The organism is Terriglobales bacterium (assembly GCA_035561515.1).
Classification (GTDB): Bacteria; Acidobacteriota; Terriglobia; order Terriglobales; family Acidobacteriaceae; genus DATMXP01.
On record DATMXP010000033.1, the window covers coordinates 1 to 19,609 of the forward strand.

Here is a 19,609-nt window from a genome sequence, read left to right on the forward strand (position 1 = left end):
CCGTCACGCTGACACTAATTGCTGCAGGCGCTTCGGTTCTTCGCCGAGCCATTCTGTATTCTGCGCCGTGCCATCAAAAATGGACGACGTCTTGAACGGCTCGAACTCGCCGGTACTCGCTGCATCTTTCGTCTTGGCGAGCAGTTGCCGTACTTCCTCTTGCGACATCGCTTCGAAGGCCGTCGCGACTTCGCAGGCCTGATCCAGCACTTCCATGTTGTCGATACCGGTGATGACAACCGATGTCGGCAAGTTCAGAGCATACCGCAGACACTCGCGCGCACTGACAGTTTTCGAGCGCAGGATAATGCCGTTGCCCATGCACTTCATGCCGAGGACGCCGATTTCGTCTTTCACCAACTCCGGCAGCACCAACTTTTCAAAGCTGCGGAAATGCGCGTCCATGACATTGAGGGGCATCTGCACAGTATCGAAGCGAAAATCGTGCTGCTTCGCGACCTCCAACATGTGCAGGTGAATATGCGGATTCTTGTGCCCGGTGAAGCCGATGAAGCGCAGTTTGCCGGCCTTCTTCGCATCCAGCAGCGCGGCCGTAGCACCTTCCTCGTCGAAGATCCGGTCCGGATCTTCGAAGCGCAAGATTTCATGGTGCTGCACCAGGTCGATATGGTCGGTCTTTAGGCGCTTGAGCGATTGCTCCAGTTGTTCGGTGGCCGCCTTCTTTGAGCGACCGTCGATCTTGGTCATCAGGAAAACCTTGTTGCGGCGACCGTCCCTCAACGCCTTACCCATGCGGATTTCGCTTTGGCCATCGTTGTAGTCCCAGCAGTTGTCCCAGAAGGTGATGCCGCGATCCACAGCAGCATGGAGTATCCGGAGCGCGAGTGCTTCATCAACGTACTTGAGAGCAAGATGCCAGCCACCCAATCCAATGCAGGAGACCTTCTCGCCGGTGCGGCCAAGAGTGCGAAGAGGGATTTGATTGCTTGCCATATCGTTCGCCCACTTTAGATGCAACTGCAGTCACCGATGCGACCTAAGCGGCAGGATTGAAAACCGACGCAGTAACATCGGAGAACCCTGCAATGAGAATCGCAGCAGCCGTTACTTGGTTTTGGCAGTCCCGTGACACGGGTTGTCGTTATTCCACCAGCATGAGCCGCCAGCCCTGGCCGAGTTGCCGCGATCGTTGTAAGCAACCACGTAATAGGTATAAACCGTGTTGGAGGACAGGCCCTTGTCGGTGAACGTGGTTGTGTTCGCATCCACGTTTCCAGCCAGATTCCACTTGCCGTTGTAATAGCAATCCCAGCTCTTGCCCTTGCAGCGATAGACCTTAAATCCCGTCTCGTCGGAACTCTGGTCACGCCAGTCGGCCTTGAGGCTCGAAGACGAGACAATTGTCATCTTCAGCGAATCGGGCGGATTGGGAACGCGCGAACCAGGAAATGGAATGAATCGCTTGGCAACAATCAGCGAGTCGTACCAGTAGTGAGTGGTTCCCCAATTCTGCGTGCGAGAGGTGCCGTAAACGCCGGGCGCAAGCCAGATCTTTCCGAACTTCTTGTCTCCGCCACCGTTAACCAGGTCGTAATCGGTATAGCTCCACAGCGTTACGGGGTCGCCGTTCTCGTCTGCCGCATAGCCTGTGACGGTCGAGTCCTTGTGATAGTTGCGGTCGTTCGTGTACCAGGTCCCGACCTTCACGCACACTTCGAGCGTGTGCCACTGATTGGGCTTGAACTCGTAGCATCCGCTCTGCGGCACAGAGGGTGGAACATTCTGGCTGTAAACGCAGGGCAGCGCCGGCTGACGAAGAAATGCCCCGCTGGAGTTGGGACCTGACTGGAACGGCTCGTAGCTGCCGTCCTTTTGCCCGCAGGAATGGTACCCCTGCGGAGCTCTCTTTTGGTTTGTGTCCTGCAATATCACTTCAATCGGCTCACAGGAAATGGCCACATGCCCCGGGGGAGCGTTATCGCCTTCCGTAAGAAACGCGATTTTGTTTCCCAATCCAACGCTTCCATCAGCTTGCAGGTACGTGGTTTTGAACGCCTCCGTATCCATGCGATAGCGGAACTGGTAGCACATCTCCTGCCCGGGGCCGACCTGATTGCTGAAATCCTTATCGTTAAACGACATCACGAAGGCGCCGGCATCTGAGCCGTGTGAGGAGGGCGAAGTGACCGTGAACTTCAGCGCTCCCGCTCCTTCGGCTTTCGTCGCGGTATCAATCGAGATACGCGAATAGTCAGTGGTGCCATTGATCGGGAAGAAGAACGGCGCCAGCCCCAGCGTTGGACTTCCGCTGCGCTTGAACGTGTCCGCATCGAAGTCGATGGCACGGATGATGGAGCTCGATCCGCCGGGCACGTTGACCCCGCTGGAGCGGGAAGCAAAATCGTTCGCGACAGAGGACGCCGACGCGGACGGTTTCTGGGTTTCCTGCGTACCACCGTTGGAGGCGGCTTGTCCCGAACAGGCAACTGCGAGCCCCAGACTCACAAGGAGTGCAGCAAGTTTCACAATTCCCTCCGGCGCCAGCTTCATATGGGCGCAGATTATACCGGGCGCTAACAGCAATCAATCCCCATCCTGTTCGCGAGCGGTCTTGGCGCGAATCACTTGTACTTCGGCGATTCATTCATGAAGCGTCTGACTGATTTATGAATGTTCTTCCAACGCCGCTTTTCGGCCGATTCCGCCGTCTCGTCTTCTCGCCGTTCGAGAAACGCCAGTTCGCGCTGCAATTTGTGCAGGCTGGACAATCTCTCTGGACTGAGCGTTCCTGCACTCACCGCCTCAAGTACGGCGCAGCCTGGCTCCTCCTCGTGGCGACAGTCTCGATAGCGGCAGTTGCGCGCTATCGTTTCGATCTCGTCAAACGTGATCTGCAGGCCTTCGTCGTCGTCCCACAGTCGCAACTCCCGCATTCCCGGCGTATCGATCACCATGCCGCCGTGTTTGCAGAACAGCAGCTCGCGGCGGGTAGTCGTATGCCGGCCACGGCCATCTTCCCTTAATGGTTGGGTGTCCTGGCTTTCAGTGCCCATCACTCGGTTGATGAGGGTCGACTTGCCAACGCCCGACGAACCCAGCAGAGCTACAGTGCGTCCGGGTTGGCAATAACGGGCGAGTTCGTCAACGCCGTCGCCGCGCAAGGCACTCACGGCGTGGATGGCGGTGCCAAAGGCAACCTGCTCAACGGCGTGAATCCGCGATTCGGGATCGCCGCACAGATCGAGTTTATTCAGCACGACCACCGGGGTCGCCCCGCTGTCCCAAGTCGCCGTCAGGTAGCGTTCGATACGCCGAGGGCTGAAGTCGTTATCCAAGCCGCTGACCAGGAACGCGTAGTCGAGATTGGCGGCTATGACCTGCTCACGATCTCCTTTTCCGGCGGCACGGCGCGAAAACCGGGTTGCTCGCGGCAACACGGCGATGATTTGCGCGACGCCCTGGTTCGGCGGAACACGCAGCGCGACCCAATCTCCGGTTACCGGCAGTTGATGCGACGCTGCATCGTGACGCAGACGCCCGGAGAGTTGCGCGCTTTGTTCTCCGGTTTCGGTGGCTACCGTGAAAATGTGGTTGAACTGTTGAATGACACGTCCGGGAATGATTCCGGCAGAAGCATGAGCGGCAAATGCGGCTGCGAACTGATCGTTCCAGCCAAGAAGCGAAAGCTGCATCTCTAGTCTCCGTGAAGTTGTGAGTTGAACGCATGCGCGCACCACGACTCCTGAAGGAAGAGCGGGCTCAACAGCGCGCAACGGAGCGAGTTAGAGAATGGCAGTCATCAATTGGTGTGAGTGTAAGACGATGGCAGAGCGACGTCAATGGTGACGACTATTTACCGTGACACGCCCAACTCTCGAACCTCACGCCCTCGGAGCGTTTATTCGTGCTTGCGCCGCCGAGGGTCTTGGGAAGGGTCAACATAGTTTGTGGAAGAGGGGCCGAAGCCAGTGATCTGGACCACAACCGGTTCATCGCCCGTTTCCGCAAAATGGGTGTCATCGGGCGGTTCAGTATAGAAGCTACCCGCGGGGAGTGCTTTGAGTTTCGCCTCATCAAATTTGTCTCCGTACCCGAGATGCCAAGTTCCGGAGATCACTGTCGCCACGCGATCATCACGATGAGAATGCGCGGCAATCTTCGTATGCGCTGGTACGCGAAGCATGATTGTGTATACGCCCACCTGATTCGGATTACCTTTGAGGACAACAGTCTCAATTCCGCCGACCCCGGAACTTCCAGTACCCGGATTGCCGTGTTGTGGAAACTCGTATGCGGCGGGAGTGACACGTTTTTCGCCACGATCGCCAGTGGAGCCGACTGGGCTTGCGGCGACATGCGGCAAGTCGAGGAAGTCACGAATTAGCTTCACCGTCTCGGCGGACCGCTCTTCCATCAGCCAGTGACCGGAACCCGAGACGACCGCCTCCTGGACGTCAGTAGCTGCGTGGCGCATGATCACTGCTTGCAGAGGACCAAATGACTTCTCCCCACCGACAGCCAGCACGGGCATGGTTAGCTTCACACGCTCGAAGATCTTGTTGTCCTTGGCGTCCTGAGAAAAGGCGGTGAACTGCGCGAATCCGGCCCGCATCCCGCCGGGCTGTGCGTAGGTGGCCGCAAAGAAATTTCTGGTGGCATCATCGGGCTGGGAAGGATCGGCGCTGAAGTCATGCCATATGCGATCGAAGTAGATGCGCTCCCGGCCAGCAACGAGACGTTCGGCGTCGGGCCCGTGAAAGTTGAAGTGCCAAACCCCGGGATTCAGCAGAATCTCAGACCAAGGCTCGATCCCGGGAATCGGCGCATCCATCACGACCAATCGCTCGACTTTGTCTGGGTAAGTGGCAGCGTATGCGTAGGCGACCATGTTCCCGATATCGTGTGCGACGACAAAAGTCTTGTCGTACCCGAGCGCGGTCACGACCGCACGAATGTCCTTGGCCTGGGATTTCTTGTCGTACCCACCCTCCGGCTTCGATGACTTCCCGATTCCGCGAAGATCCGGCACGACTACAGTGTGATCCCTCATGAGATCTGCGGCCAAAGGAGCCCACGAGTCGCTGTTCTCCGCATATCCGTGGATGAGCACAGCCACCGGACCCTGCCCGCCCCAGCGCACGAAGATATCCGCTCCTGCCGGACTGTGAATGGTCTTCGCCTGAAAGTTCGAAGGCAGAGAGGGTTGAGCGTGACTGAACGTTACACCGGAAACGAGAACGGCAAAAACTAGAACGCGTCGAAACATTTCACTCCCCCACGAGAGTCGCCAAGTTTAAACGCGAACGCGAGCTTGGACGTGCGGCATATCATAGTCCCTTTTCATCCGATGCGGAGGACCACGCTGCAAGCGACTTCGGTTGCGGAGATATGAAAAGGACCGATCGTCCGCTAAGCTGTCGCAACCGAAAAGCTCTTCCTCTCCGGATCGGCACCCTTGATGACAAGCCACAGCATGAAAGCGACTTCGCCCAGCAAGAAGGGAAAGCTAATTTGAGATGCAAGGTCGCTGTAATGCGGGGTCAATAGAGCAGTGATACTCAGCGCAACGTAGGTAGCGCCGTTCACGATCAGCCAATAACCAAGAACACGCGGCAGAAATCCTGACTTGATGACCAGTATTCCGAGTGGGATAAGCCACAATCCCCAAAAGATCTCGTTGGCTGTGTTGCCATGCTGATGCAGACGAACGAACAGCGTGATCAACGCCTCGCGTTGAGGTTTATCTAAAGCGGCCGAGAATTCCGCGGTCCTGGCGAGAAGCAGAGCGCCGGCATAGTGCAGTGAATTAACAAACCCAACAGCGACAGAGATCTGGGTCAGGATCACCATGAGTTTAGATTTGGGCTCGTCGACACGGTGGAGCAGGCGGTAGAGACTCAGCGCGACAAAGAGGAAGATAACCGAACCGACAAGTTCGGCGACTATCCCCAGACGCAAAAGTGACTCGTGCGACGATACCTTTTCGGCAGTTGCCGTCAGATTACCTTGCACATAGATCTGGCTGGGAACGTAGACGAGATAGAAAGGGCCGATCAGTACGAGCAGTAAGTACACGAGCCCGGCCGCTCTGCCAGGATTTCGAACGAAGTCCATAGTTTCCCCCCACGTTGCTGGAGGAGTTTAACTCAAGTGAGTGTGATGTTACCGATCGGTAACAAAACAGCAATTTAGCATGGTCTTCTCCAGCAAAGTTACCGATCGGTAATATTTAGTTGCATTCCGCCCCAAAACGGATAAGCCTGAAGCCAGCCGTGACGCGCTTCGAAGGCGTTGTCTTCAACGAGGCGCTCTGCATGAAGCTTGCGGGAGCCATCGGCCTTCCAGCGGCCGGAGTTGAGATCAGGACCATCGATGGACTGGACTATCTCCTGGTCGAACGATACGACCGCCATTATCGGCAGGAGCCCGGTAAGGAGCCCACTCTGGAACGGCTTCACCAGGAAGATTTCTGCCAAGCGCAGGCCATCGTCCCCGAGCAGAAATACCAGAAGGAGGGCGGGCCTTCGCTGAAACAGTGCTTCGCCCTGCTACGTGAAGTTTCCGGCCCTGTGGTTGACCTCGCCAGACTGCTCGACTCCGTTATCTACAACTACATCGTCGGCAACAACGACGCGCACGGAAAGAACTTCTCGCTTCTGTATCGCGGCATCGGCGCGGAGGACGTCGAGATCCGTCTCGCACCGCTTTACGATATTGTCTGCACGGTCTACTATCCCGAGCTGCACAATGAGATGTCGATGAAGATCGGGGACGAATACTCAACGGAGAGAGTCACACCAAAGGATTTCGAGAAGCTGGCAGAAGAGGCTGGCCTTGGTAAACCGCTGGTTAAGCGGCGCGTGCCCGAGCTTGCCGAGATCATCCTTGCCGTGCTTCCGACAATCGAAATTGCCGGCCCGGTTCCGGAGAAGGTAGCTGCACTAATCCGCCAAAGAGCGGATAACGTGCGAAACAGATTCCGCTGAAACGTTAGTCGAATTATTTCCCGATGCAGAAACTGCCAAAGATCAGATTCAAGATGTCGTCGGCCGTGGTTGTGCCGGTGATCTCGTCCAACTGGCGGAGTGAGCCGTAGAGGTCGAGCAGGATCATCTCGTGCGGGACTTGGGACTCGGCGGAGCGTCCGGCAGCATTCAGGGCATGGATCGCCTCTGTCACCAACGATGACTGCCGTAGGTTAGTGAGGAAACCGGCTTCCGGTGCTGCTCCCGAGTCGCCGGCGACGTTGCGCAGAATCTCCGAGCGCAGTTTATCGATGCCTTCGCCGGTCGTCGCCGAGGTAGCGATCGCCGGAATCTCATTCGTATGCTGAGCAAGGTCCCACTTATTCGCCACCACGATCGCCTTGCGCTGCTCCACCTGCTGCAGCAGTTCGCGATCTTCCGCGTGCAGAGGCTGCGAGGCATCGAGCACGACCAGCACCATGTCGGCATCGGCGAGCGCTTCCATCGACTTGCGAATCCCGATGGACTCGGCTTCATCGAGCGCCTTCCGAATGCCGGCGGTATCGACGAGTTTCACCGGGATGCCGCCAATCGAAACCGTCTCGCTGACAAGGTCGCGCGTGGTGCCGGGAGTGGCCGTAACGATGGCACGCTCTCGCTCGACCAGCCGATTGAAGAGGCTCGACTTGCCAACGTTGGGCCGGCCCACAATCGCCAGCGTAAGTCCTTCGTGTACAACCTTTCCGTACTCGAACGACCGCGCCAGGGCGCTCAACCCATCCCTGACCTCCGAAATCCTCTCCAGGATGATGCCGGTCGCAAGCACCGGCACATCGTCCTCGGCGAAATCGACTCCGGCTTCCATCAGCGCAATGAGTTCCACCAGTTGCTGCTTGATCGGCTGGATGCGCTTGGAAAGCGATCCTTCCAACTGCTGTGCGGCGACGCGAGCCTGGTAAAGCGTTTGAGAATCGATGAGGTCGCGGACAGCTTCGGCCTGGGTCAGGTCGATGCGCCCGTTGAGGAAGGCGCGCATGGTGAACTCGCCGGGCTCGGCCAGCCGGGCGCCGCGTTCCATCGCCAGTTCCACGATGTGGCGCAGCACAACCGGCGAACCGTGTGCGGAAATTTCGACGAGGTCGTCGGTTGTATAGGAGTGCGGTTTCTGGAACCAGGTGACGACCACTTCATCGACGCGCTCGCCGGTCGCAGGTTCGACGAGTTCTCCAAACGTGGCGCGTGTCGGCTCAAGGTCTCGGCGCAGGCGCAACATTGGACGAGCGATGGCGACGGCTTCCGTGCCGGAAAGACGCACTACGCCGATGCCTCCGCGGCCGGGCGGAGTGGAGATGGCAACGATTGTGTCATCGAGGTTCAAGGGCTTCGAATCGAGTATTTGAAATGAGCAGGACGCAAAAAGCAAAAGCCCCATCGCGAACGATGGGGCTGAAATCGTGCTTGCCTACTTCTTGATAAGTTCCCGCAGGATTTCCGTAATCAGTTGCGGCTTCAGCTTTTCGATAGCCTTGGCGACGGCTTCTGAGAGCTTGGAGTCACTCCAGTTGTGGGCCTCCTCCGCGATGGGCTCCACCGCGGCTGCGAGGTGTGGCTCAATCGACGCCGTGATCGCCGCTTCCGTTTCCGCGGCCACCGGCTGTTCTGCTTCGGCCTTTGCGAGGGCTGCGGCAAGCTGCTGGGCGAGTTCCGCATCACCGACGGACGGTGTGGCGGACGACTCGGAAACCAGCGCTACTTGAGCTTCAGACTGCAGCTCTTCTACTGGTGCCGTCACGAGCGGCTCGGGTGCCGCTGGAGTTTGGTCGGTTGCGATGTGTCCGACGCCAACAGCGGAGGCGACTCCCGCGGCAGCGGCCACAGCCATTTCAACGGAGTGCATCGGAGCTTCGACCGCAGGCGCTTCCGCCACGGCTTCCACCGGCGGTTCCGGCACAGAGATCTCTTCCGCCACGGCGGGAGCGACGGGTTCCAACTCGACGACGGACGGTTCCAGCGCCGGAGTTTCAACTGCCTCTTCCTGCGCCGATTCCATGGCCGGGACAAACGGCGCAATCTCCTGCGTGTCTTCGAGACTGGGGACAAAAGCGACGACCGGTTCCGGCTCGATCATCGGTGTCTGAATCTCTACCTCGCCGACTTCGTCCAAAACGCTTGTGGGCTCCGCAACTGTAGCTTCCAGTACGTGCTCGGCGGGTTCCACCGGCATAGTGATCGCGGCCAACTGTTCTGGTTCCAGGTCGCTGACGACACCGACGGCTATTTCTTCCGGCTTCTCGACTCCGAACTTGGTGACGAACTCGGACATGTCCTGATCGTTCGTGACGAGCGCGGAGTCTGCTTCGACTTCAACCCTTTCCTGCAAATGGATGGGGCTGTTGATTTCGAGCTCAGGCGCGGACTCAATTGCGACTTCCATGGTCGGGCTGGCAATCGTTGTCTCGAGTTCCTCGACTTTCGCTACATCTAAGTCGCCGAGCATGATGGGAGCGCTGGTCTCCAGTTCCATGCTGGCTTCTTCGTGCGAAGTCACGGAAATGGCAGGTGGCACGAGCTCAACGGGAACCGGCTCCGGGACCTCCATTGCAGGTTCGACGGCGAAGAAAGGTTGGGCAGGAGCTTCAGGCTCGGCGTAAACAACCGCGACCGGCATTTCCGGCTCAAGCATCGCAGGAATGGCAGGCTCCACTTCAACTGCCGGTGCAGGAGGTGCAACCGACATCTCCGGTGCTGCTTCTTCGGTGTGCGCCTCAGCAGCAGGCACGCCACCCTTGTCATGAATCGCCATCCACTCGCGATAACTTTGGTCCTGAAATGCGCGGACCTGTTCGGGAGTAAGCCGGAGGGTTGCGTCGGCATCCGTTGGAGGAGGAATAGGAACTGTATCTTCGTGCGTAACGGCCGCTTTAGGCGGCGGTATGGGTAAGGTATCGACCAGCGAAGCCACCTGGGGCGGGATGCGGACCGTGGTCTCGTCTTCCGGCTCCGGTCGCGGTGGAGGCGGCGTCCTTACCGTGGAACTGGGCTGCTTGTTGCCGATGCTCTGCACGGCGGCAAGCAAATCCGTGGCTTCGAAAGGCTTGATCATCACGCCGTCTGCCCGGACGCGGTTCGCCTCTTCCGGACGGAACGGCTCCATTTTGCCGACGGTCAGTAGAACGGGAATACGAGCGGTATCGGGAGCTCCCTTGACGCGTTCGCACACCTCGAGACCGGTGTAGCCCGGCATATAAACATCGAGGATGATGAGGTCGGGACGATCGGCTGCAATCTTCTTAATCGCCGCGGCCCCGTTGCTGACGGCGAGAACCTCATAACCGGCATCAACCAGGATTTTCTTGCCCATATTCTGGGCGGTCATGCTGTCATCGGCCAGCAGAATCTTTAACGCCACAAACCAACCTCGCACACTTGTGGGAGTGACTGGAACGTTACTTGTTCTCTACTGTCAAGTCAATCCAATCAGTACCCTATTGGTACCGGCACGAACGTCATGTGCCCTCTCGTAACCCTCGGCAGCAAAAGAAAATGCCCAGGCTCGGAAGCCTGGGCACCGTAACTCAACCTGCCTAGAACGGGACGATCTTACGAAGGCCTTTCTTCTCCTTCTTTTTGCTGGTGGAGAATCCGTCCTTCTTGTCGTCCGACTTCTGGTCGGTCGACTTCTGATCCGTTTGGGTCGCGGCAGCCTGACCGTCCGACTGCGTTGTGGCAGGTTGCGCCGCAGGTTGCGTCTGGGACTCGGCCTGGCGTTCCACCTCGTTCACCTGCACCGGAGGAGTCACAGGCGCTGCCTGAGTCTCGCTCTGGGAGGAATCCTGGATGGGCTGCAACTCGGGGATTCCGTTGTCCTCGGCCGGTTTGTCCGTAGTCGGAGCAGCATCCGAGCGCGGGACGGGTTGGCTCGGCGGTGGTGCGCCGGTCTTCACCGTCTCAACGGATACCTTCCCGGTTCCGCCGCCTTGGGTCGCCTGGTACGCCTTCATGATCTCTTCGTTCGTCTGGCGCAGGATCAGCGGCGCACTCACCGGTTGCGGATCGACCAACTGCGGCTCGCCGACTTTCGTCGCGCGGGCGACATCCGGCCCCTTGTGCAGGTTACCCATCATGCGGCCCCACATGCCGGTCTCGCTGCGACTTTCTTCTTCTTTCTTGTTCTGTGCGATGGCTTCGGCCGTCGGAGTCGGCACTGGACGCCGTAACGCCTGCAGTCTCTCCTTGGCATCGGCCGCCCGGCTCATCACCGGGTAACGGGTCAAGATCTTGGCGTAAGCGGCAGCAGCGTTGTCCTCGGCCTTCCTGATCATCTCGCCCTTGAGGGCCTCGGGCGCATGGGGCATGGCTCGAAAGCCTTCCGCTCTTTTCTCGTAGGTCTGGCCGAGCATGTACAGCGCCTGGTCGGCGCCGCTATAGAGCGGATACGCTTCGACGAGCGAGCGCAATCTTGCCTCAGCGGCCACCCACGATTCCCGCAGGAAGTAGAAGCGCCCGATGCGGAACTCGCGCTCCGCCAGCACTTCCTGTACTTCATTCAACCGTTGCTTGGCCTGAGGAACAAGCGCGCTGTCCGGCCACTGCGTAAGCAGCGTGCGGTACTCCTCTTCGGCGCGCTTCGCGTGGGTATAGTCGCGGTCCGGCTTCTCCATCGCATGGTAGTGAATGTCGGCGATCTTGAGCTGGGCCTCCGCCGCTTCCGGCATGTTGGGGAAGAAGGTGATGAAGTCTTTGTACTCGTTCTCAGCCTGAACCAGCGCTGCCGAACCACCTTCCGCGTACCAGGAATCGCCGACCGCCAGTTTGGCGCGGGCCACGAATTCCGAATCCGGATAAGTATTGATCAGCGTTTGCAGCGTGAGCCGGGCCACGTCGAACTTGTTGCGCTTCATCGCTTCCATGGCGCGGTCGAACAGGATCTTGTCCGGCTGCTTGGAATCGACCTGCGCGATGGGATTATTAACTTTCTTGTTGTGACAGGCAGCAAAACCAAAGAGTAAGACTGCGATGCCAACCAATGAAACAAAACGTTTAACCATTACCTACCTCAGAGCCGATCCTGCGAGGCTACACTTTCTGCCACGTCGCCTCGGTCGCTGCCTTGATGAGTTTTTGCGCTTCCTCTTTCGGATTCCCCGTCCCAAACACCGCGTTGCCGGCTACCAGCACTTCCGCGCCGGCCCTCACGATGTCACCGACGGTATCCATTGCCACGCCGCCATCGACTTCTATGCGGAAGTTCAAACCCCGGCGGCTCCGCATAGTCGCAAGCCGTCTCAGCTTATCGAGCGACTGCGGAATAAACTTCTGTGCGCCAAATCCCGGATTGACCGACATTATCAGCACGTAATCGACAAACTCCAGGATCTCTGCCAGCGTTTCCAGTGGCGTAGACGGATTCAGGACCACGCCCGCCAGACAGTCGTGCTGTTTGATCAGTTCCACCGTCCGGTGCAGGTGGATACATGTCTCCTGATGAACGGAAATCCAGTCCGCGCCTGCATCGGCGAACGCCGGAATGTAAAGATCCGGGTTCTCGATCATCAGGTGGCAATCCAGCGGCAGCCTGGTCACCTTGCGCACGGATTTCACGACCGGAGGTCCGATCGTCAGGTTCGGCACAAAGTGGCCATCCATCACGTCCAGGTGGAGCACTGCCGCCCCACCTGCTTCCGCTGCATGGATTTCATCGGCCAGTCGTGCAAAGTCGGCGGCGAGAATAGAAGGGGCCAGCTCGATCAAACGAGTTTCTCCGAACCGGGAGGTGCTGGAGTAAATGCCTGCTTGATTTTACCATCACCGCCACGCCTTTTCGCTCCATTCGTCCCTTGCTGACGTCTGGCCACCTTAACCCACAGAGCGCATCTAAACCCCTGAATTGCAATGGTTACGATTCGATCCTGGTCTTGCGCCCTGGTTGTGTTGATCGCCGCGACCGCCTTCGCTGTGCCGATTAAGCCTGATCTGGAGAAGATGCTCAAACAGCAGGAGCAGCGGCCTCAACCCTTTGAGCCTGCCCGTGCCGGTTGGAATGGCCCGGAAATGGTTCGCGCACAAGATGTTGCGCCGAATCCCGTGTACGAGGCCTACGGCCCTGCGTCGACCGTCAGGGAGATCCGTGCATCTCTGGCAGCCGCCGCCACCCCGGATCCCAAGGCCCTCGTTGCCATCGGAATTTTGATACTACTTCTCCGGTACTCCCGGCATCAAAGAATGGAGCGGGAGAAAGTCGCCGCCCAGGTGGTTCCGATCCGTCCGACCTCCTCGGATTTGGGCCAGCGGGCAGCATAGTTCGTTTTTAGTTTTACCGCGCGGAAGAAAGGTTCCTGTCGTTCCATTCCTGAATCGGACGGGAGCCTTTTTCTTTTATATTTATATTCACTTTCAGCTAAGCAGCGTCCTCGTTCTTGTCTTCCCGGTAGACCTTCTCGACTTCCTCAATATCACGCTCCACCTGCTCTGGGTCAGGCATTTCCAGTTCAGGATCGTAGCGGCTCTTCTCTCCCGCTGGACGGTCGGCAAATCCCTGCCCATGCTCATTCTTCGGTGGCTCGGTTCCGCGATTCTTGTTCTCGTTGGTCATGTGTCCTCCGCGATTTAGTTACGCAATAGGAGGACACACACTGTTGCGAGGATGTTCGCAATTCCAGCGTTTCGCGTTTAAGCAGCGCTTTAGTGGGAGATTGTTTCGAAGTCGACGGTATCGTTGCGTGGATTCCCCCGACGCTCCCAAGCGGCCTGAATGAAACCGCGGAACATCGCCTTCGACAGTTCGTCTTCGTCGTATCCGCGTTCAGGATGCCACTGCACACCCAGCACCCAGTGGTCGTGGGAGGTCGACTCGATGGCCTCGATGATCCCGTCGTCCGCCTTGGCAACGGCGAGCAGGCCATCGCCCGCGGTTTCGACCGCCTGATGATGGCTGGAGTTGACCCATCCGCGCAGTTCCCCGTTGTTCAACTTCCGCCACAGCCGGCCGTCTTCACGATCGTGCATCGCGAGATGGCAGATCGGTTCGGCCAGGCGGCCCAGGATCCACGAATGCGGATTCACATTCACCGTGTGCGCGCGCGGAACGGCGCGGCCTGCCTCGTGCAAAATTCCGAACTTCGATTCGATGTGCTGGATGAGCGCCCCGGTCCTCCACACATTCAGTGATTGAACGCCGTAACAGATCGCCAGCACCGGCTTCCGCATGTTGTAGGCGTCCTGCAGGAGCAACTCGTCGACGTTGTCCCGCGCCGGATCGGCCTCTGCAGTTTGAGGGTGCCGTTCCTTAGCACCGTACTTCTCCGGTCCTATATCCGCACCGCTGCCCGGCAGGCAGATCGCATCGCACTGCGAGGCGGCGCGGGCGATCTCCGCGTTCGACCACGACAGTTCAATGACCAGCGGTTCGCCGCCAGCGTGCTCAATCGCGTGCAGATATTGAGGAAGGCTGCGCTGATTGTATTCGTCAGCGTTGGAACGGGGCTGCGGTATGGCGATTCGGGGGTGCACGAGGATAGTTTAGACCCTTCAAGCCCCAGCGGAAGTACCAATATCACTGGCCCCTAGGAAGTAGGCGTCACCGGGGTGGCGCTGGCTTGGGGCTCCGGACGGCTGGTTTGGGCACGGCTGTAGTACATTTCTTCGATCTCGACCTTCACCTTCTCGGCCAATTGATCCATGTCGCGAGTCGTGTAGCCCTCAGTCGAAATCGGCTTTCCAATCACCAACTGCATCGGTCCCGGATGGATGACATAGCTCCACATGCGCAGCACTTCGAATGTCCCCACAATCGCCACCGGAACCACGGGTACTCCGGCCTTGATTGCCACGTAGAACGCGCCGCTCATGAATTTCTTAATTTCCCCATCCGGCGTGCGGCCCCCCTCGGGAAAGATCATCAGGGGCATCCCCGACTTAACCGTATCCACCGCCCGGTTCAGACTTCTCAGGTTAGCGCGAACGTTCTTTTCGTCCACCGCGATCTGTCCCGAACGCGTCAGGTGCCATCCCATGAACGGATATCGGAACAACTCGACTTTTGCCACGATCCGGAACTGCCCGGGCAGATAGACGTAAAGCAGCGGGATATCCATCGCCGACTGGTGGTTCGACGCAAACACCACAGGGCCGGAGGGGATATTCTCTGCCCCGATCACCTTCACCGGCGAAACAACCGTCTTCAGGATGAGCCACGACCAGGACCGCGCAAACCAGTGTTGAATCCGCCCATCGCGATCGAAGAAGGACGACAGCAACGAGAGGCTGCCCATGACAACCGTGTACAGATAGATCAGTGGGTCGAAAATCAGGAACGACCGAAGCGCATGCCAGAAGTTCGTGAATGAAGATCGTTGAGTCAAACTAAGAGATTAGCAGCCCGCCTAGATGCGGATAAAGGACTTAATATATGCCGGGTGACGAGTCCGATTGACGCAAGCAATGTTTAGGAACTTAATCTGAGCACTTCGTCGAGGGCTGAACAAAAGCTGTTCAAACAGGTTAGCCCAGGACGAAGTCCTGGGAACGCGAGACCCCTCTAATTTTTCAATTCTGCGCAGCAAGTCTCTCTTATCTCACGTCCAGCTTTACTCCACACTTCGACAACAATTCCGAGAATTCCTCTTCGAAACTGCGCTTTCGGTGATGTTCTCGCTGGGCCGCGATGTAGCGCTTCACGGCACTTGCCGCAGGAGGACTTACGCTGAAGGCGCTGTAGCCTTCCTGCCATTCGAAGCTGACTCCTTTCTCTTGCATCCATCGAGATGAACCGCCTTTGAGTTCTTTCACGGCATACGACAAGTTTAGCGTCGGCGGTAGCGCGAAGAGCAGGTGCGCGTGATTCTCTATACCTCCAATGGCGAGCATAGGAATCGAGAGTCGCTTGGCAATTCCCGAGAGATATCCCCACAGCTGCGGCTGAGTGTCTGCGGGAATCATGTTTTTCCGATGCTTGGTGCTAAACACGCAGTGAACAAGAATTGAGGTGAAAGAGTGGGACATAAGGCCAACGCTAACCCAGGACTTCGTCCTGGGCTAACTTGTTTTGTCCTTAGTCACCCCGGATCACATCCTGCCTCGGTTCGCTTTTGGGACTATCTGCATCTGAACGGCCAGTAGAGGGCTACTGCCAGCGTCAGATTTCTGGGCACAGCGCCTACCGTCCCACGAGCAATCGGTCTGCGAGTCTGTCCGGCAGGCCTGCCTGGCGGATCTTCTGCGCGGCCTTCTCCACGTCATAACGCACCCGATAGAACGTGACCGTCTTCTCGTCGGAATCGAAGATCGCAAATGCCGCGCGCCAATCGCCGTCGCGTGGCTGGCCGACGGATCCTGGGTTGACCAGGTACTTGCCGGTCTTGTCCAGCCGGTAGACATACTTCGAATTGCCGTCGCCCGCCGTCTCCGGACGAAACGTGATCTCCTGCCCATCGTTGACCAAGAACCCGCCTTGCATGTGCGTATGCCCGAAGAACGTCACCGGAATATCTGTAGCGCTCGCGGAATTGGCGGCGTGGTCGGACACGAGTAGATATTCATCTTCATCCCGCGGCGATCCGTGGGCGACCTGAGCATCGGTAAGCGGGGCGAGCGGCAGCGGTCCCTGCGGCAATTGCTTTAACCACGCCAGGTTGTCGGGCGACAGTTCGTGGTGGGTCCAAACCACGGCTGCTGCCGCGATCTGGTTGAAACCCCGAACGTCGGCCATACCTGCACAGGCCTTGTCGTGATTGCCGCGGACAAAAAGGTTCCCCAGCGCCCGCGACCGTGCGATGACTTCATTTGGATACGCGCCATAACCGACGATGTCGCCGAGGTTCGCTACCGCGTCAAAGTCAGGTGCTGCCGCGATGCAAGCATCCAGCGCGTCGAGGTTCGAATGTATGTCACTGAGCAGGAGAAAGCGCACGATTGTCCAGGTCCGCCACACATCATACGGCCTGACCTCGGAATTTAGGAAATCCGGATAACTCCGGAAAGTCGAAGCCCTCGTACCGGTTCTGCGGTAACCTTTGCTCATGCGAATCCGCATTCTCCTGATCGTGATCTTGTCGGCGGTGTCGTCTTTTGCCCAGTCAACCTGCAATCAACTAACGCGGCAGGCTCTGGAACTCTACGGGTGCATCGACTCCCTGAAGGGATTCCCGAAACAGATGGAATCGCAGATCGCGTCGCAATTCGCACAGGACCAGTCGCTCACGCCAGCCGACAAAGAGAAGCTTGCCGAGACGATGATCAAGAGCCTGAGTGTGGAGCGGCTGATAGCAAACGTTACGAAACAAGCCGCACTGGGTTGCGACCCTGAGGGAATGAGGAAAGTGGTGCGGGTACTGCGGACGCCACTCGTTCAAAAAATGCGCAGGTTCGAGGCGCAGACCAGTTCTCCCGAATTCGCCGAGCGCTTTCAGAAATACCTGAACTCTCCCGAAGTGCAAACGCCTCCTGAAAAACGCGCCGCGCTCGTGGACCAGTTGATCACCGCGACAGGTGTTCGCGAAGTCATGGTGGACTCCATCATCGCCACCGCCGGAGGCATGCTCAAAGGCCTGGGCGCTCCATTGCAGTCGCAGGAACAGATTGAGGAAATGCGCCAGCAGATCGAGTCCAATGCCGGCCAGCAGGTGAACCTGATGATGCTGACCGTTTATCACGACGCATCGGATCAGGAATTGCAGGACTACGTCGCAGCCTTGAGTGCGAAGGAGTTCAAGGCCTTCAGCGACGCTTATGCCAAGGCGCTGGTCAACGGCATTTCCGAGGAAAGCCGGAACGCCGGATTGGCACTTCGGGCCGTGCTCGCGGAGAAAGCAGCGCAACAGAAGCCCGCGCCTGCTCCCTCGAAGTAGAGTCCCGCAGGGACGCGCGATTTATAATTCCTGTTCTTCCACCCGCATGTCTTACGCATCTGCCGTTGCAGCCTTATACGATCTCGGACACGAACTTGCCCGCACGCCGTCGCACAAGTTCGACCTCGCACACATGCGGGTGCTTCTGGACGCCATCCGTAACCCGCAACGGAAGTTCAAATCGATCCTGATCGCCGGGACCAACGGCAAAGGTTCCACGGCCGCTACACTCGCATCAATTCTGCGCGCCGCCGGACACCGCGTCGGTCTCTACACCTCGCCTCACCTGGTGCGCGTCAACGAACGGATCCGCGTGAACGGCGCGTTCATCACCGATGACGACTTCTCTTCTGCATACGACTACGTCGAAACCGCGGTTTCCAAACTCATCGAAGAACAGAAACTGCCATGGCATCCCAGCTTCTTCGAGATGCTCACCGCGATGGCCTTCTATCACTTCACAGCCGTGGGCGTGCAGGTTGCCGTTCTGGAAGTCGGGATGGGCGGACGCCTGGACGCCACTAATGTCGTAGAACCTGTGTTGTCCGTGATCACCGACATCGATCTCGACCACCAGAAATTTCTCGGCAACACCATCGCCGAGATCGCCTTCGAAAAGGCCGGCATCATCCATGAGCGCGGATTGGTTGTCACGCTTCCGCAGCATCCGCAGGCGAACGAAGTCATCGGCAAGGCCGTCATCGAACGCGGCGCGCGCGCTGTGAGCGCAGCACAGTACGTGCCCCCGCTTGCGCCGGGCTCCGAGCAGAATGCATACAACCGTTATTCGCTAATGGTCATGGGCGAGTCGATCATGGTGGATTCGCCACTCGTAGGCAGGCATCAGCGGCGCAATCTTGCGCTTGCCATCGCCGCCGCCGAACAGTTGAACGAAGCTGGCGTGGCCATCACAGCCGAAGCCATCGAACGCGGAATCCGGGGGACGCTGTGGCCCGGGCGTTTCCAGGTCATCGCCGCGAATGAACGCCATCCGGAAATCATCCTCGACGTCGCCCACAATCCCGCGGGAGCATGGGCCCTGCGGTCGGCGTTATCCGAGACATGCGAAGGCCGCTCGCTCACGTTGCTCTTCGGAGTGCTTCGCGACAAGGCCGTCGACGAGGTTACGCAGATACTCTTCCCGCTCGCCGATCGCGTCGTAGTCACCGCCGTTGACAATCCCCGCTCGGCCACCGCGGCCGATATCGCCGAATCCGGTCGCCGCTCCGGCAGCGAACCGATCGAGAGCGCAAACTTCACGGACGCCGTCTCCAAGGCGATCGAAATCACTCCCGGCCGCGGGGTTCTCGTGATCACCGGCTCCATCTACCTTGTCGGAGAGGCCCTCCAGTGGCTGCAGCAACCCGAGTAGCGAGAAATTAGTAAAATTGAAGCATGGCTTTTCCGATCAAGGTCTGCGCTATCTGCTCTGAAGAGTTTGAACTCAAACCCGGTAAGCCCGGGTTCGCCAATCACTGTCCCGATTGCACCGAAGAAGAAGAGGCCAAGAAGGCCGCCAACAACCCGGCTCCCACGACGAACCGTGAACTGAACGCTGCTCGCCGCGAAGCGATGAAAAATCTGCTCTATAGAAAAGACAGTTAGCAGGCTGACTTTCCGAAATTCCATAATTCAGCGTTTCCCAAACACCGCCACCAGAGCGGTTTTTCTTTGCTTTTGCACAATTCCTGTTTCGTGAACACCGCTCTTCATGCGCCTTCTGCCGATGTCTCGACCGCATCATTCGCGTTTTCTGCCCGTTTCCCGCACCTTCCATCATCCACACTGCACCATTTCCCGGCATGCGCCTGTGGACAGGCTGCACTCCGCTGATTCTAA

At 58.2% G+C, this 19,609-nt stretch carries 19 protein-coding genes; 5 read left to right on the top strand and 14 right to left on the bottom strand.

Annotation, left to right across the window (positions count from 1 at the left end; all coding sequences use genetic code 11):
• Positions 1 to 3: 3 nt before the first annotated feature.
• From VN577_15215 to VN577_15235, 5 genes are all read right to left on the bottom strand, one after another.
• The gene (locus tag VN577_15215) at positions 4 to 954 is read right to left on the bottom strand and encodes an aldo/keto reductase (GenBank protein ID HWR16176.1); all 951 of its coding nucleotides are present in this window, start codon (positions 952 to 954) and stop codon (positions 4 to 6) included.
• 111 nt (positions 955 to 1,065) lie between these two features.
• The gene (locus tag VN577_15220) at positions 1,066 to 2,487 is read right to left on the bottom strand and encodes a fibronectin type III domain-containing protein (protein ID HWR16177.1); all 1,422 of its coding nucleotides are present in this window, start codon (positions 2,485 to 2,487) and stop codon (positions 1,066 to 1,068) included.
• A gap of 95 nt (positions 2,488 to 2,582) precedes the next feature.
• Complete coding sequence (rsgA, locus tag VN577_15225) at positions 2,583 to 3,653, bottom strand: ribosome small subunit-dependent GTPase A (protein ID HWR16178.1); 1,071 nt, start codon at positions 3,651 to 3,653, stop codon at positions 2,583 to 2,585.
• Between the two features lie 206 nt (positions 3,654 to 3,859).
• Positions 3,860 to 5,227 carry an alpha/beta fold hydrolase gene (locus VN577_15230; protein ID HWR16179.1) on the bottom strand — a complete coding sequence of 456 codons (1,368 nt, stop codon included), beginning with the start codon at positions 5,225 to 5,227 and terminating at the stop codon, positions 3,860 to 3,862.
• 143 nt (positions 5,228 to 5,370) lie between these two features.
• The gene (locus VN577_15235) at positions 5,371 to 6,075 is read right to left on the bottom strand and encodes a DUF4386 domain-containing protein (protein ID HWR16180.1); all 705 of its coding nucleotides are present in this window, start codon (positions 6,073 to 6,075) and stop codon (positions 5,371 to 5,373) included.
• Between the two features lie 119 nt (positions 6,076 to 6,194).
• Here VN577_15235 and VN577_15240 point away from each other — a divergent pair, with 119 nt between their 5' ends.
• Positions 6,195 to 6,947: a HipA domain-containing protein gene (locus tag VN577_15240; GenBank protein HWR16181.1), complete on the top strand. Its 753-nt coding sequence runs from the start codon at positions 6,195 to 6,197 to the stop codon at positions 6,945 to 6,947.
• 13 nt (positions 6,948 to 6,960) lie between these two features.
• Here the strand turns inward: VN577_15240 and mnmE are convergent, their stop codons facing one another.
• From mnmE to rpe, 4 genes are all read right to left on the bottom strand, one after another.
• Entirely contained in the window at positions 6,961 to 8,304 is a 1,344-nt protein-coding gene (gene mnmE / locus VN577_15245; protein HWR16182.1) for a tRNA uridine-5-carboxymethylaminomethyl(34) synthesis GTPase MnmE, read from the bottom strand.
• An 84-nt stretch (positions 8,305 to 8,388) separates the two neighbouring features.
• Positions 8,389 to 10,335 carry a response regulator gene (locus VN577_15250; protein HWR16183.1) on the bottom strand — a complete coding sequence of 649 codons (1,947 nt, stop codon included), beginning with the start codon at positions 10,333 to 10,335 and terminating at the stop codon, positions 8,389 to 8,391.
• Positions 10,336 to 10,510: 175 nt separating this feature from the next.
• The gene (bamD, locus tag VN577_15255) at positions 10,511 to 11,974 is read right to left on the bottom strand and encodes an outer membrane protein assembly factor BamD (protein HWR16184.1); all 1,464 of its coding nucleotides are present in this window, start codon (positions 11,972 to 11,974) and stop codon (positions 10,511 to 10,513) included.
• 28 nt (positions 11,975 to 12,002) lie between these two features.
• Entirely contained in the window at positions 12,003 to 12,677 is a 675-nt protein-coding gene (rpe, locus tag VN577_15260; GenBank protein HWR16185.1) for a ribulose-phosphate 3-epimerase, read from the bottom strand.
• Between the two features lie 141 nt (positions 12,678 to 12,818).
• Here rpe and VN577_15265 point away from each other — a divergent pair, with 141 nt between their 5' ends.
• Positions 12,819 to 13,226 (top strand): hypothetical protein, encoded by a 408-nt coding sequence (locus tag VN577_15265; protein HWR16186.1) that lies wholly within the window; start codon positions 12,819 to 12,821, stop codon positions 13,224 to 13,226.
• Positions 13,227 to 13,323: 97 nt separating this feature from the next.
• Here VN577_15265 and VN577_15270 read toward each other — a convergent pair whose 3' ends face one another.
• From VN577_15270 to VN577_15290, 5 genes are all read right to left on the bottom strand, one after another.
• A complete protein-coding gene (locus VN577_15270; protein ID HWR16187.1) occupies positions 13,324 to 13,518 on the bottom strand; it encodes a hypothetical protein in 195 nt (64 codons plus the stop codon).
• An 89-nt stretch (positions 13,519 to 13,607) separates the two neighbouring features.
• Positions 13,608 to 14,435 carry a gamma-glutamyl-gamma-aminobutyrate hydrolase family protein gene (locus tag VN577_15275; GenBank protein HWR16188.1) on the bottom strand — a complete coding sequence of 276 codons (828 nt, stop codon included), beginning with the start codon at positions 14,433 to 14,435 and terminating at the stop codon, positions 13,608 to 13,610.
• A gap of 53 nt (positions 14,436 to 14,488) precedes the next feature.
• The gene (locus tag VN577_15280; protein ID HWR16189.1) at positions 14,489 to 15,286 is read right to left on the bottom strand and encodes a lysophospholipid acyltransferase family protein; all 798 of its coding nucleotides are present in this window, start codon (positions 15,284 to 15,286) and stop codon (positions 14,489 to 14,491) included.
• Positions 15,287 to 15,494: 208 nt separating this feature from the next.
• Positions 15,495 to 15,926 carry an IS200/IS605 family transposase gene (gene tnpA / locus VN577_15285; GenBank protein HWR16190.1) on the bottom strand — a complete coding sequence of 144 codons (432 nt, stop codon included), beginning with the start codon at positions 15,924 to 15,926 and terminating at the stop codon, positions 15,495 to 15,497.
• Positions 15,927 to 16,080: 154 nt separating this feature from the next.
• Positions 16,081 to 16,944: a metallophosphoesterase family protein gene (locus VN577_15290; GenBank protein ID HWR16191.1), complete on the bottom strand. Its 864-nt coding sequence runs from the start codon at positions 16,942 to 16,944 to the stop codon at positions 16,081 to 16,083.
• Between VN577_15290 and VN577_15295 the strand changes: the two genes are divergently transcribed.
• The 3 genes from VN577_15295 to VN577_15305 are packed head-to-tail and all read left to right on the top strand — an operon-like array spanning position 16,943 to position 19,375.
• Positions 16,943 to 17,770: a hypothetical protein gene (locus VN577_15295; protein ID HWR16192.1), complete on the top strand. Its 828-nt coding sequence runs from the start codon at positions 16,943 to 16,945 to the stop codon at positions 17,768 to 17,770. The two genes, VN577_15290 and VN577_15295, sit on opposite strands and share 2 nt — an antisense overlap.
• A gap of 46 nt (positions 17,771 to 17,816) precedes the next feature.
• Positions 17,817 to 19,142, top strand: a complete 1,326-nt coding sequence (locus VN577_15300) for a folylpolyglutamate synthase/dihydrofolate synthase family protein (protein HWR16193.1) — start codon at positions 17,817 to 17,819, stop codon at positions 19,140 to 19,142.
• A 23-nt stretch (positions 19,143 to 19,165) separates the two neighbouring features.
• Positions 19,166 to 19,375 (top strand): hypothetical protein, encoded by a 210-nt coding sequence (locus tag VN577_15305; GenBank protein HWR16194.1) that lies wholly within the window; start codon positions 19,166 to 19,168, stop codon positions 19,373 to 19,375.
• Positions 19,376 to 19,609 lie beyond the last annotated feature (234 nt).

Bases quoted from the DNA above. Each gene is read 5' to 3' on its own strand.
- VN577_15215 (HWR16176.1), bottom strand. From the start codon at position 954: ATGGCAAGCAATCAAATCCCTCTTCGCACTCTTGGCCGCACCGGCGAG.
- rsgA (HWR16178.1), bottom strand. From the start codon at position 3,653: ATGCAGCTTTCGCTTCTTGGCTGGAACGATCAGTTCGCAGCCGCATTT.
- VN577_15230 (HWR16179.1), bottom strand. From the start codon at position 5,227: ATGTTTCGACGCGTTCTAGTTTTTGCCGTTCTCGTTTCCGGTGTAACG.
- VN577_15235 (HWR16180.1), bottom strand. From the start codon at position 6,075: ATGGACTTCGTTCGAAATCCTGGCAGAGCGGCCGGGCTCGTGTACTTA.
- bamD (HWR16184.1), bottom strand. From the start codon at position 11,974: ATGGTTAAACGTTTTGTTTCATTGGTTGGCATCGCAGTCTTACTCTTT.
- VN577_15265 (HWR16186.1), top strand. From the start codon at position 12,819: ATGGTTACGATTCGATCCTGGTCTTGCGCCCTGGTTGTGTTGATCGCC.
- VN577_15270 (HWR16187.1), bottom strand. From the start codon at position 13,518: ATGACCAACGAGAACAAGAATCGCGGAACCGAGCCACCGAAGAATGAG.
- tnpA (HWR16190.1), bottom strand. From the start codon at position 15,926: ATGTCCCACTCTTTCACCTCAATTCTTGTTCACTGCGTGTTTAGCACC.
- VN577_15295 (HWR16192.1), top strand. From the start codon at position 16,943: ATGCGAATCCGCATTCTCCTGATCGTGATCTTGTCGGCGGTGTCGTCT.
- VN577_15290 (HWR16191.1), bottom strand. From the start codon at position 16,944: ATGAGCAAAGGTTACCGCAGAACCGGTACGAGGGCTTCGACTTTCCGG.
- VN577_15300 (HWR16193.1), top strand. From the start codon at position 17,817: ATGTCTTACGCATCTGCCGTTGCAGCCTTATACGATCTCGGACACGAA.
- VN577_15305 (HWR16194.1), top strand. From the start codon at position 19,166: ATGGCTTTTCCGATCAAGGTCTGCGCTATCTGCTCTGAAGAGTTTGAA.